Annotated in this window: 8 protein-coding genes; 3 read left to right on the top strand and 5 right to left on the bottom strand. The window is 69.8% G+C overall.

Annotation, left to right across the window (positions count from 1 at the left end; all coding sequences use genetic code 11):
- The first annotated feature begins 704 nt into the window (after positions 1 to 704).
- Positions 705 to 5,642: an NAD-glutamate dehydrogenase gene (locus ACTWQO_RS20505; RefSeq protein WP_443238759.1), complete on the top strand. Its 4,938-nt coding sequence runs from the start codon at positions 705 to 707 to the stop codon at positions 5,640 to 5,642.
- A 105-nt stretch (positions 5,643 to 5,747) separates the two neighbouring features.
- On the opposite strand, the gene ACTWQO_RS20500 is transcribed toward ACTWQO_RS20505, so the two are convergent.
- Both ACTWQO_RS20500 and ACTWQO_RS20495 read right to left on the bottom strand, forming a co-directional pair.
- On the bottom strand, positions 5,748 to 6,596 hold the full coding sequence (locus ACTWQO_RS20500; RefSeq protein ID WP_443238758.1) for an ABC transporter ATP-binding protein: 849 nt from the start codon (positions 6,594 to 6,596) through the stop codon (positions 5,748 to 5,750).
- On the bottom strand, positions 6,589 to 7,509 hold the full coding sequence (locus ACTWQO_RS20495; RefSeq protein ID WP_443238757.1) for an ABC transporter permease: 921 nt from the start codon (positions 7,507 to 7,509) through the stop codon (positions 6,589 to 6,591). Before ACTWQO_RS20495 ends, ACTWQO_RS20500 begins: the two co-directional genes overlap by 8 nt.
- A 182-nt stretch (positions 7,510 to 7,691) precedes the next feature.
- On the opposite strand from ACTWQO_RS20495, the gene ACTWQO_RS20490 reads away from it, so the two are divergent.
- Complete coding sequence (locus ACTWQO_RS20490) at positions 7,692 to 8,330, top strand: TetR/AcrR family transcriptional regulator (RefSeq protein ID WP_443238756.1); 639 nt, start codon at positions 7,692 to 7,694, stop codon at positions 8,328 to 8,330.
- Between the two features lie 16 nt (positions 8,331 to 8,346).
- Here the strand turns inward: ACTWQO_RS20490 and galE are convergent, their stop codons facing one another.
- Positions 8,347 to 9,327, bottom strand: a complete 981-nt coding sequence (gene galE / locus ACTWQO_RS20485) for a UDP-glucose 4-epimerase GalE (protein ID WP_443238755.1) — start codon at positions 9,325 to 9,327, stop codon at positions 8,347 to 8,349.
- Positions 9,328 to 9,410: 83 nt separating this feature from the next.
- The gene (locus tag ACTWQO_RS20480) at positions 9,411 to 9,872 is read right to left on the bottom strand and encodes a MarR family winged helix-turn-helix transcriptional regulator (protein WP_443238754.1); all 462 of its coding nucleotides are present in this window, start codon (positions 9,870 to 9,872) and stop codon (positions 9,411 to 9,413) included.
- 123 nt (positions 9,873 to 9,995) lie between these two features.
- Between ACTWQO_RS20480 and ACTWQO_RS20475 the strand changes: the two genes are divergently transcribed.
- Positions 9,996 to 10,409, top strand: a complete 414-nt coding sequence (locus ACTWQO_RS20475) for an organic hydroperoxide resistance protein (protein WP_328502888.1) — start codon at positions 9,996 to 9,998, stop codon at positions 10,407 to 10,409.
- 253 nt (positions 10,410 to 10,662) lie between these two features.
- On the opposite strand, the gene ACTWQO_RS20470 is transcribed toward ACTWQO_RS20475, so the two are convergent.
- Positions 10,663 to 12,903, bottom strand: a complete 2,241-nt coding sequence (locus ACTWQO_RS20470; RefSeq protein ID WP_443238753.1) for a bifunctional glycosyltransferase/CDP-glycerol:glycerophosphate glycerophosphotransferase — start codon at positions 12,901 to 12,903, stop codon at positions 10,663 to 10,665.
- Between the last annotated feature and the right edge of the window lie 119 nt (positions 12,904 to 13,022).

Genomic DNA, 13,022 nt, shown 5'->3' with positions numbered 1-13,022 from the left:
GTGCTGGTGACTGTGCGGTTCACGGGGTTGGTGCGGCGGGGTGACGTGGGTCGTGCAACCCGGCACTGGGGCGGGTGCCGTGGGTTGGGGCTGGGCGGGGGTGGGTCGCGCGGCCCGGCGCTTGCGGGGTGCCGCCTGCGCCCACCCGTGCCGCCCCAGGCGGCACGACTGCCCGCAGCTCAGCTGGGCGGGTCCCGCCCTCCCCAGCCTAGGTGCGCCCCCAGCCTCCCGCCCCCTGGCCCACATTCCCCCACCCCCATACTCCGCCGCCCTCCGTACTGTGCAGAACGTCAAACTTCGACCCCCGGTTTTGTACACATACGGCTCATGACGGGGGCCCGGTCCGGAGCGATAGCCTGGTGGCGTGATCAGCGCGATAGATCGCGGAGGCCTTGGTGTCTCCGTTGTGCGCCCGGGGTTCACGGCTGACAGCCGTGGCCGGGCGGCGGTCGCTGGTCTTCGCGGGTGGGGCGGGGCCGTAGAGGCTCCCAGGACGGCCAGTGCACCCGGGGTGCCTGCGGCGCAGAGAGCAGCGTCACACCCCTCGGGGGCGTCGAGAATGGCTGATAACCCCCCGCTCATCTCACCTTGCGGCATAGCGTCGAAGCAGACCGGACACCCCGTGTCGAGGCGTTACGTCGGAGGGGAAGAGACCGTACTTCCTTCTACGTCACGCAACGGCGCGCGACAGGAGCCAGAGGACAATGCAGACCAAGCTGGACGAAGCCAAGGCCGAGCTGCTCGACAGGGCGGCCCGGGTAGCTGAGAACAGCCCGGTCGGGGGGTATCTACCGACTGGGACGACGGACGAGAGCACCTCCGGCACCCCGGACCACGACACCGTGCTCGCGTTCCTCCAGCGCTACTACCTGCACACCGCACCGGAGGACCTCACCGACCGCGACCCGGTCGACATCTTCGGCGCCGCCTTCTCCCACTACCGGCTGGCCGAGAACCGACCGCAGGGTACGGCCAATGTGCGGGTTCACACGCCCACCGTGGAAGAGAACGGGTGGACCTGCAGCCACTCGGTCGTCGAGGTCGTCACCGATGACATGCCGTTTCTCGTCGACTCCGTCACCAATGAGCTGACCCGGCAGGGACGCGGCATCCATGTCGTCATCCACCCGCAGGTGATCGTCCGTCGCGATGTCACCGGCAAGCTCGTCGAGGTGCTCACCGACCCGCCGGCCGGCGAGCTGCCGCACGACGGGCACACCGAGTCCTGGATCCACGTAGAGATCGACCGCGAGACCGACCGCTCCGACCTCAAGCAGATCACCGCCGATCTGCTGCGTGTCCTGTCCGACGCCCGGGAGGCCGTCGAGGACTGGGAGAAGATGCGGGACGCGGCGCTGCGGATGGCCGAGGAGCTGCCCAAGGAGCCCACGTCCGACCTGCGGGAGCAGGAGGTCGAGGAGGCCCGGGAGCTGCTGCGCTGGCTGGCCGCCGACCACTTCACGTTCCTGGGGTACCGGGAGTACGAGCTGCGGGACGACGATTCCCTCGCGGCGGTGCCCGGTACCGGGCTCGGCATTCTGCGGTCCGATCCGCATCACGCCGCTGAAGAGAGCCATCCCGTCAGCCCCTCCTTCGAGCGGCTGCCCGCCGATGCCCGGGCCAAGGCCCGTGAGCACAAGCTCCTCATCCTCACCAAGGCCAACAGCCGGGCGACCGTGCACCGGCCGTCGTACCTCGACTATGTGGGCGTCAAGAAGTTCGACGAGAACGGGGAGGTCGTCGGTGAGCGGCGGTTCCTCGGGCTCTTCTCGTCCGCCGCGTACACCGAGTCCGTCCGCCGGGTCCCCGTCATCCGGCGCAAGGTGGCCGAGGTGCTGCAGGGCGCCGGATTCTCGCCCAACAGCCACGACGGGCGGGATCTGCTGCAGATCCTGGAGACGTACCCGCGTGACGAGCTGTTCCAGACGCCGGTCGACGAACTGCGGTCCATCGTCACCTCCGTCCTCTATCTGCAAGAGCGACGGCGGCTGCGGCTCTATCTCCGCCAGGACGAATACGGGCGCTACTACTCGGCCCTCGTGTACCTCCCCCGCGACCGGTACACCACGGGCGTACGGCTGCGGATCATCGACATCCTCAAGGAGGAACTCGGCGGCACCAGCGTCGACTTCACCGCCTGGAACACCGAGTCGATTCTCTCCCGGCTGCACTTCGTCGTGCGGGTCCCGCAGGGCACCGAGCTGCCGGAGCTGAGCGACAGCGACAAGGAGCGCATCGAGGCGCGGCTGGTGGAGGCGGCCCGTTCCTGGGCGGACGGGTTCGGTGAGGCGCTCAACGCCGAGCTCGGCGAGGAGCGGGCGGCCGGGCTGCTGCGCAAGTACGGCAACGCCTTCCCCGAGGGCTACAAGGCCGACCACACCCCGCGCGCCGCGGTCGCCGACCTGGTCCACCTGGAACGGCTCACCGAAGAGAAGAACTTCGCGCTGAGCCTGTACGAGCCGGTGGGCGCCGCGCCCGAGGAGCGCCGCTTCAAGATCTACCGCAAGGGCGCCCCCGTCTCCCTCTCCGCGGTCCTTCCGGTCCTCAACCGGCTCGGTGTCGAGGTCATCGACGAGCGGCCGTACGAACTGCGCTGCTCGGACCGTACGACCGGCTGGATCTACGACTTCGGCCTGCGCATGCCCAAGTTGGCCGGTGCCGCCGGTGATTATCTGGGCGACGACGGGCGCGAGCGGTTCCAGGAGGCCTTCGCCGCCACCTGGACCGGCAAGGCGGAGAACGACGGCTTCAACTCCCTGGTGCTGAGCGCCGGTCTCGGCTGGCGGCAGGCGATGGTGCTGCGGGCGTACGCGAAGTATCTGCGCCAGGCCGGTTCCACCTTCAGCCAGGACTACATGGAGGACACCCTCCGTAACAACGTCCACACCACCCGGCTGCTCGTCTCGCTCTTCGAGGCCCGGATGTCGCCGGACCGGCAGCGCGCGGGCCGGGAGATCGTCGACGCCCTCCTCGAAGAGGTCGACGCGGCTCTCGACCAGGTCGCGTCACTCGACGAGGACCGGATCCTGCGGTCCTTCCTCACCGTCATCAAGGCGACGCTGCGGACGAACTTCTTCCAGGAGGCCGTGGGCGGCCGGCCGCACGACTACGTCTCCATGAAGTTCGACCCGCAGGCGATCCCCGATCTGCCCGCGCCGCGTCCGGCGTACGAGATCTGGGTGTACTCGCCGCGGGTGGAGGGCGTGCACCTCAGGTTCGGCAAGGTCGCGCGCGGTGGGCTGCGCTGGTCCGACCGCAAGGAGGACTTCCGGACCGAGATCCTCGGCCTGGTCAAGGCGCAGATGGTGAAGAACACCGTCATCGTGCCGGTCGGCGCCAAGGGCGGGTTCGTCGCCAAGCAGCTGCCGGATCCGTCCGTGGACCGGGACGCGTGGCTGGCCGAGGGCATCGGCAGCTACAAGACCTTCATCTCGGCGCTGCTCGACATCACCGACAACATGGTGGCCGGCGAGGTCGTCCCGCCCGCCGACGTCGTACGGCACGACGAGGACGACACCTACCTCGTGGTCGCGGCCGACAAGGGCACGGCGACGTTCTCCGACATCGCCAACGAGGTGGCCGGCAGCTACAACTTCTGGCTCGGCGACGCCTTCGCCTCCGGCGGTTCCGCAGGGTACGACCACAAGGGCATGGGCATCACCGCGCGCGGCGCCTGGGAGTCGGTAAAACGGCACTTCCGGGAGCTGGGCGTCGACACCCAGTCCGAGGACTTCACGGTCGTCGGCATCGGCGACATGTCCGGTGACGTGTTCGGCAACGGCATGCTGCTCAGCGAGCACATCCGGCTGGTCGCCGCCTTCGACCACCGGCACATCTTCGTCGACCCGACCCCGGACGCGGCCGCCGGCTATGCCGAGCGCCGCCGGGTCTTCGAGCTGCCGCGCTCCAGCTGGGCCGACTACAACACCGAGCTGCTGTCGGCGGGCGGCGGAGTGTTCCCCCGCAGCGCCAAGTCGATCCCGATCAACGGCCATATCCGGGAGGCCCTCGGTATCGAGGGCAAGGTCTCCAAGATGACCCCGGCCGACCTGATGAAGGCGATCCTCCAGTCGCCGGTCGACCTGCTGTGGAACGGCGGCATCGGTACGTACGTCAAGGCGTCCACCGAGTCCCACGCGGACGTCGGCGACAAGGCCAACGACTCGATCCGTGTCGACGGCGCCGACCTGCGCGTCAAGGTCGTCGGTGAGGGCGGCAACCTGGGCCTGACCCAGCTGGGCCGGATCGAGTTCGCCCGGCACGGCGGCAAGATCAACACGGACGCGATCGACAACAGCGCGGGCGTGGACACCTCCGACCACGAGGTGAACATCAAGATCCTGCTCAACAGCCTGGTCACGGACGGCGACATGACCGTCAAGCAGCGCAACAAGCTGCTCGCCGAGATGACCGACGAGGTCGGCCAGCTGGTCCTGCGCAACAACTACGCGCAGAACACCGCGATCGCCAACGCGCTGGCCCAGTCCAAGGACATGCTCCACGCCCAGCAGCGCTTCATGCGCCACCTGGTCCGCGAGGGCCACCTCGACCGGGCCATCGAATTCCTGCCCACCGACCGTCAGATCCGCGAACGCCTCAGCGCCGGACAGGGGTTGACCGGTCCGGAGACGGCGGTCCTGCTGGCGTACACGAAGATCACGGTCGCCGACGAGCTGCTGCACACCTCGCTGCCCGACGACCCCTATCTGCGCGGCCTGCTCTACGCGTACTTCCCGTCCGCGCTGCGCGAGAAGTTCCCCGAGCACATCGACAGCCACCCGCTGCACCGCGAGATCGTGACGACCGTCCTGGTCAACGACACGGTCAACACGGGCGGTACGAGCTTCCTGCACCGGCTGCGCGAGGAGACCGGGGCCTCGCTGGAGGAGATCGTGCGGGCGCAGACCGCGGCCCGGACGATCTTCCACGCGGCCGCGGTGTGGGACGCCGTGGAGTTGCTCGACAACAAGGTCGAGGCGGGCGTCCAGACCCGTATCCGACTGCACTCACGCCGGCTGTGCGAGCGCGGCACGCGCTGGTTGCTCAACAACCGGCCGCAGCCGCTGGAGCTCGCCGAGACCGTCGACTTCTTCGGCGACCGGGTCGAGCAGGTCTGGTCGCAGCTGCCCAAGCTGCTGCGCGGCGCCGACCTCGACTGGTACCAGCAGATCCACGACGAGCTGACCGGCGTCGGCGTCCCGGACGAACTCGCCACCCGCGTGGCCGGGTTCTCCTCCGCCTTCCCGGCGCTGGACATCGTCTTGGTGGCCGACCGCATGGGCAGGGAGCCGCTGGACGTCGCCGAGGTCTACTACGACCTCGCCGACCGGCTCGGCATCACCCAGCTCATGGACCGCATCATCGAGCTGCCCCGGGCCGACCGCTGGCAGTCCATGGCCCGCGCCGCCATCCGTGAGGATCTGTACGCCGCCCATTCGGCCATGACGGCGGACGTCCTCGCGGTCGGCAACGGCACCGCGACGCCCGAGCAGCGCTTCAAGCTCTGGCAGCAGAAGAACGCGGCGATCCTCGGCCGCGCCCGCGCCACGCTGGAGGAGATCCAGAAGTCGGACTCGTTCGACCTGGCCAACCTGTCGGTGGCGATGCGGACGATGCGGACGCTGCTGCGGACGCATTCGTAGGCGGCGATACGACGACCAGGGCGCCCCGAGCCGTAACAGCTCGGGGCGCCCTGGTCGTCGTAGAAGAGGAACGTCGTAGAAAAGGAACTCAGTGCGAAAGGAGACTCAGGAAGGCTGCGGAATCTTCGGCGCCGCCGCCTTCGGCTTGGGCTTCGGCTTGTTGGGGGCCTTGTCGCCGGTGAACGCCTCGTACTCCTTGAGGACGTCCTCGGTCGGCCCGTCCATGCGCAGCTCGCCGCGCTCCAGCCACAGCACGCGGTCGCAGGTGTCGCGAATGGACTTGTTGTTGTGGCTGACCAGGAACACCGTGCCCGCGCTCTTGCGCAGTTCGCGGATACGGGCCTCGGAGCGCTTGCGGAAGTTGGCGTCGCCGGTGGCGAGGGCCTCGTCGATGAGGAGGACGTCGTGGTCCTTGGCGGCGGCGATGGAGAAGCGCAGGCGGGCGGCCATGCCGGAGGAGTACGTCCGCATGGGGAGGGTGATGAAGTCGCCCTTGTCGTTGATGCCGGAGAAGTCGACGATCTCCTCGTAGCGCTCCTTGATCTGCTCGCGGGACATGCCCATGGCGAGACCGCCGAGGTGGACGTTGCGCTCGCCGGTGAGGTCGTTCATCAGGGCGGCGTTGACGCCGAGGAGGGAGGGCTGGCCGTCGGTGTAGATGGCGCCGTTCTCCACGGGGAGCAGGCCGGCGACCGCCTTGAGCAGGGTCGACTTGCCGGAGCCGTTGGTGCCGATGAGGCCGATCGCCTCGCCCTTGTACGCGACGAAGGACACGTTCTTCACGGCGTGCACCGTGCGCACGCCGGCCGCCTTCTCGGTCTGCTTGCGGCGCAGCATGCGGTTGAGGGCGGCGGTGGCGGAGCCGCGGCCGGCTCCCGTGCCGTTGACGCGGTAGACGATGTCGACGCCGTCGGCGATGACGGTGGGGACGTTCTCAGAAGTGTGATCAGCCACGGCCGTACGTCTCCTCAGCCTTCCAGAAGTAGATGAAGCCGCCGACTCCGGCGAGCAGGGCCCAGCCCGTAGCGATGGCCCACACATGCGGGGGCAGCTGGCTCGCGTGGAAGCTGTCGATGAGCGCGAAGCGCATCAGGTCGATGTAGACGGCGGCCGGGTTGGCCTGGAGGACCGGGCCCACCCAGGACGGCCAGTCGTGGTGCTTGCTGAGCAGGTGCTCGATGCTCCACATCACACCCGAGGTGTACATCCAGGTGCGCAGCACGAACGGCATCAGCTGTGAGATGTCCGGCGTCTTCGCGCCGACCCGGGCCAGGATCATCGCCATGCCCGCGTTGAAGGTGAACTGCAGCAGCAGCGCCGGGATCGCCAGCACCCAGGAGAAGGCGACCGGGACGCCGAAGGCCAGCAGGATGACGACCAGGGCCGCCATCGAGAACAGCAGCTGCTGGAGCTGCTGGAGGCACATGGAGATCGGCAGCGCGGCGCGCGGGAAGTGCAGGGCCCGTACGAGGCCCTGGTTGCCGGAGATCGCGCGGGTGCCCGACAGGATCGAGCTCTGTGTGAAGGTCCACACGAACACGCCCGTGACCAGGAACGGGACGTAGTCCGGCACGCCCTTCTTGGTGCCCATCAGGACGCCGAAGATGAGGAAGTAGACCGCCGCGTTCAGCAGCGGGGTCATCACCTGCCAGACCTGGCCCAGCTTCGCCTGGCTGTACTGGGAGGTGAGCCGGGCGGTCGAGAAGGCCGTGATGAAGTGCCGTCGGTCCCACAGCTGGCGGATGTACTCGGGCAGGGACGGGCGGGCGCCGCTGACCGTGAGGCCGTGGCGGGCGGCGAGTACCGCGAGATCGTCGTCGGCCGGAGTGGCCGCCGTGAGGGGCGGTGCGTCGAGGACCTGGCTCACATCCGCTGCTTTCGCTCGGGGGGTGGGGGTGCACACGCCCGGTCCTTGATCCCCTGCTGTTTCCTTACGTGTTTCTTCACGTTCTCTTACGTCGGGACGGGACCGTATCGTCGCAACGCGAGAGTATTCCGATTTAACGTCGGAACGCAACCGTCTCGTCGTAACGTCCTATGCTGGTGCGCATGACGACGAACGCCGACGAGCCAAGGGCCCAGGTGGCCGACCGCCGGCGCCGCAGGCCCCCGGCCGGTGCGGCCGTACTCCGGGCGGATGTGACGGAGGCGATCCGGGGGGCCGTCTTCGAGGAGCTCGCGGCTGTCGGCTATGCCCGGATGTCCATCGAGGGCATCGCGCGCCGCGCGGGCGTCGGCAAGACGGCGGTCTACCGCCGCTGGCGCTCCAAGCTGCACATGGTCCTCGACTTGGTCTCGGCCATCGCCGTCCAGGGCCTGCCCGCCCCGGACACCGGCTCCCTGGAGGGCGACCTGCGCCTCCTCTACGAGGTGACGTCCCGGGCGCTGAGGCATCCCGTCGCCTCACAGATCATCCCGGACCTCCAGGCCGAGGCCGCCCGCAATCCCGAGATCGCCGAGGCCATGCAGAAGGCGGTGCGTGAGGGGCAGGACGGGGTGGCGAGCGGCATCGTGGCGGCGGCTCAGCGGCGCGGTGAGGTGCGGGAGGGCATCGACCAGGACCTGGCGCTGGACCTCATCTCCGGGCCCCTGTACTGGCGCTCGGTGGTGATCCGCAGCCCGAAGCTGCCGAAGGGGTATCTGGAGGCGCTGACTCGGGCCACGGCGGCGGGGCTGAAGGCGCTCTGAACCGCGATCGGCGGCTTTACGCCCGCGCCGCCCCCGGATGCAGACGCACCCACCCCTCCCACGCCGACGTCACCATGTCATGCACGTCGTGCTTCGCCTTCCAGCCCAGCTCCGTGGTGATGCGGTCGGCGGAGGCGACGACGCGGGCGGGGTCGCCGGGGCGGCGGGGGGTGACGGTGGGGGGGAGGTTGTAGCCGGTGGCGGCGTTGATCTGGTCGATCATCTCGCGGACCGAGACGCCTTCGCCGCGGCCGATGTTGAGGGTGAGGTCGCGGCCGGGGGAGGACTGGAGGGCGCGGGCCGTGGCGACGTGGGCCTCGGCCAGGTCCATCACGTGGATGTAGTCGCGGATGCAGGTGCCGTCAGGGGTGGGGTAGTCGTCGCCGAAGATGCGCGGGGGCGCGTTCTCCGTGAGGCGCTCGAAGACCATGGGCACGATGTTGAAGACGCCGGTGTCCGCCAGTTCGGGTGCGGCCGCGCCTGCCACGTTGAAGTAGCGGAGGGAGGCCGTGGCCAGGCCCGTTGCCTTACCCGTCGCGCGGACCAGCCACTCTCCCGCCAGCTTGGTCTCGCCGTACGGGGACATCGGCACGCACGGCGTCTCCTCCGTCACCAGCTCCACATCGGGCATGCCGTACACCGCGGCGGAGGAGGAGAAGACGAACGAGGGAACCTCCGCCTGTGTCACGGCCTCCAGGAGGACGCGCAGGCCCTCGACGTTCTCCCGGTAGTACTCAAGCGGCAGGGACACCGACTCGCCCACCTGCTTCTTCGCCGCCAGGTGCACCACGCCCGTCACCGCGTGGTCGGTGAGGGCGCGGGTCACGCGGTCGCCGTCGAGGGTCGAGCCGACCACCAGGGGGACGCCGTCCGGGACGCGCTCGGCGATGCCGGTCGACAGGTCGTCGTACACGACCGTCCGCTCGCCCGCCTCGGTCATGGCGCGTACGACATGCGCCCCGATGTAACCGGCGCCGCCGGTGATCAGCCAGGTCATGTTGCGGCCGTCCCCTCGTCAGTTGGCCCGTGTGCTGGGTGCTGCTGGTCGGTCACAGTGAATCAGGCACAGTGCGGCAGGCGTCACTGTGCCTCTTCCGTCGCCGCGTCCAGTGCCGTGGTGAGCCGGTCGAGCCGGGTCCGCAGCTCCCGGATCTCGTCGAGATCGAAGCCGGTCGCGGCGCCGATCCGGCGCGGCACCTCCAGCGCCCGCTCGCGCAGCGCCGTGCCCTCCTCGGTGAGCCGGACCTCCACCGATCGCTCGTCGCGCGCGCTGCGCTCCCGGCGTACCAGGCCGGCCGTCTCCAGCCGCTTGAGCAGCGGGGAGAGGGTGCCGGAGTCGAGGCGGAGGTGTTCGCCCAGCTTCTTGACGGGCAGGTCGCCGTGCTCCCACAGCACCAGCATCACGAGGTACTGCGGGTAGGTGAGGCCGAGGTCCTTGAGGAGGACGCGGTAGAGGCCGCCGAAGGCGCGCGACGCGGCGTTCAGGGAGAAGCAGATCTGCTGGTCGAGGCGGAGCCAGTCCGCGGTGGGCGTGGTGGTCATGCATCCAGGGTAGCGCTTGCTCGCCATTTAGTTGTGCGCAATTGAATTGTGTGCTCTACTTGTGGTCGTCGAGAGGCGGCCGCACAGGGCCGCCGACCGTGACCTGAGAGGGATGGATTTTCCATGGACGCGCTCTACACCGCTGTCGCCACCGCCACCCACGGCCGCGACGGCCGTGCCGTCTCCTCCGACGGCAAGATCGACCTCAAGCTCGCCCCGCCGGTGGAGCTGGGCGGCAACGGCGAGGGCACCAACCCGGAGCAGCTGTTCGCCGCCGGTTACGCCGCCTGCTTCGGCAGCGCCCTCGGCCTCGTCGGCCGCCAGGCGAAGGTCGACGTCAGCGACGCCGCCGTCACCGCCGAGGTCGGCATAGGCAAGCAGGGCGAGGGCTTCGGCCTGAAGGTCACCCTCCGCGTCGAGCTCCCCGACGGCCTGGACGAGGCGACCGGCCGCAAGCTCATCGAGACCGCCCACCAGGTCTGCCCGTACTCCAACGCCACCCGCGGCAACATCGACGTCGACCTCGTCGTCGAGTAATCCAGCATGCGCCGTATGTTCCCGCCCGGGGCCGACGACCTTGCGCTCACCTCAGCGAGTGAGCGCCAGGGTCCGCTTCCCGAGCGGGATCACCGGCGCGTTGGTGGTGCGGAGCATCAACTCGTTGCTCGGCCGGGCCGTCCCGCCGGACGCCAGGTGTGCGGCCTGGTGGGAGTGGGCCGTGTCGGGCTGGAGGGCATGGGAACTCCCTGATGTGAAGTCGGTGTTCAGACGCGCTCGGCCAACTGAGGGATCAGTGGGGCGCCTGCGCCGGCTGCGGAATCCTCGGTAGCGGGGAGGGCGCGAGCGACGCCACCGGGTGGCGTTCGGTGAGCGGTACGACGGGTGGGAGGGCCGTGTCCCCCTCGCCCAGGACGACACGGCGTACGACCCTCTCGGCGGCGCGTCCGTCGTCGTACGGGCAGAACCGCTCGCGGAACGCGGAGCGCAGTTGGGCGGAGCGGGAGCCGCGCCAGTGGCCGGTGGCGAAGATGTCGATCAGCTCGTCCTCGCTGTCCGCGATCGCGCCGGGCGGGAAGGACCGCAGGTCGAAGTAGGTGCCGCGAACTGCCTCGTACGCCTCGCGGTCCTCGGTGTGGAGGACGATCGGGCGGTCCAGGCCCGCGTAGTCGAACATGATCGACGAGTAGTCGGTGACCAGGGCGTCCGAGGCGAGGCACAGGGACTCGACGCTCGGGTGGCCGGTGACGTCGATGACGCGGGCCGTCGGGGCGGTGAGCGGGCCGCCGTGGCGGGGGTGGGCCCGGGCCAGGACTACGAAGCGGGGGCCGAGGCGGTCTGCGAAGCGCTCCAGGTCGAGGGGGGTGCGCTGGGTGCGGCGGTAGTCGCGGTGGGTGGGCGCGTAGAGGATCGCGATCGCGTCCGTGGGGATGCCGAGGGTCTCGCGCAGCCGGGTCACGTCCGCCGAAGTGGCCTGCTGGAACACGTCGTTGCGGGGGCAGCCGTATGCGAGGGTCGTGTAGCCGCCCGGGAAGACGCGTTCCCAGGTCAGTGTGGAGTGGCGGTTGGCCGAGATGACGTAGTCCCACTGGTCCACGTTCCGAAGGAGTGCGGCGAAGTCCGTGTCGCGGGCCGCCGCCGGGCGCTCCTGGAGGTCCAGGCCCCCGTGCTTGAGAGGGGTGCCGCGCAGGGTCTGGACGACGATCTGGCCGGGGCGCTTGTCCGGAAGGGCGTCGAACTCGGTGTTGGTGACTACGTACTTGGAGCGGGCGAGTGCCGTCCAGTACGCGGCCGTGCCGGGCGTGAGGCGACGGGTCGCCGGCGGGACGGTGTGGTGGTGCTCGGGGCGCGCGATCCATGCCGTGCGGATGTGCGGGGCGAGGGAGCGGAACGCGGCTTCCAGTGCGCCCGGGTTGCAGCCGTGGCCGCAGTCTCGGTCGGAGGAGAAGACGGCGTGGTCCTTGCGCAGGGGGAGACGTAGCTGGATGCGGTAGTGGAGCCGGAGCGCGATGGCTCGCGCCGATCTGATCAGGCGGGCCGACTGCCGGACTGCCCTGCCGCACAGGGCCGAGGTGAGGCGGAGCGTGCCGTAGGTGCGATGCAGGCCCAGCCGGATCAGTGCGTGCCGGGCACGTGTGCGCGGCGGGACCGGGGCGCCCGGCGTGCGGTAACGGCGGTAGTACGCACGGGACTTGCGCAGGAACTCGGTGCGGGCGGCGCGCGGGATGCGGTCGGGCCGGGTGTACACCGTCACCAGGTGGTCGACCATCCGGCGGAACAACAGCGGCCGCCAGCGGGCGAGTTCGGGGCGGCCGTCGAGGAACGCGAAGAGATGGTCGTACTGCTCGAAGACGTCGAAGCGGCGGCGGCTGGTGGTGCCGAGGATGCCGGCGCGGCGGCGCTTGCGGTGGTGCACGCAGACCCGGTCGAGGGTGGCGAGGGAACCGGCGGTCAGGAGGACCGGGTAGGTCCAGGGGGTGTCCTCGTAGTGGCCGGGCGGGAAGGTGAGGGCCTCGCGCTCGACGAACTCCCGGCGGTACGCCTTGTTCCAGGCCGCCGTCAGCAGGTTCAGCAGTTCCGGCCGGTCCGCCAGACGGAAGGGCGCCGGGCCCTGTTCGGTGAGGTGCTCGGCGGACTGGTCGCGGACCGTCTCGCCCGACCAGTACGTGCGCGCATGGTCGTACACCAGCACGTCCGGCTCGCCCGTCTCCTTCAGCCGGTCGGCGATCGCGCGCAGCGCGTCCGGGGCGAGGATGTCGTCGCCGTCCAGGAACAGGACGTAGTCGCCGGTCGCCGCCTTGAGCCCGGCGTTGCGGGCCCGGCCCAGGCCGCCGTTCTCCGGCAGGTGCAACGGCCGTACGCGCGGGTCGCGGGCCGCGAACTCGTCGACGAGCGCACCGCAGGCGTCGGGCGAGCAGTCGTCCACGGCGATCAGTTCCAGATCCGGACACGACTGGGAGAGCACCGACTCCAGGCACGCGGGGAGATACGCCTGAACCCGGTACGCGGGGACGATGACACTGAACCTGGGCACGGCACATCCATGGGTCGGCGCGGGCGGTCGGCCCGGGAACGGCCGGTGGAGTGGCTTGGTTACGTCGGGTACGGCATTCGGGGGACGAGCCGAGCCCGGGCAGGCGAAGGGGCGAGCCG

The organism is Streptomyces sp. 4N124, assembly GCF_052245395.1.
GTDB lineage: Bacteria > Actinomycetota > Actinomycetes > Streptomycetales > Streptomycetaceae > Streptomyces.
The sequence above is the reverse complement of the archived record's forward strand: the minus strand, read 5'-3'. Positions and strand labels throughout refer to the sequence as shown.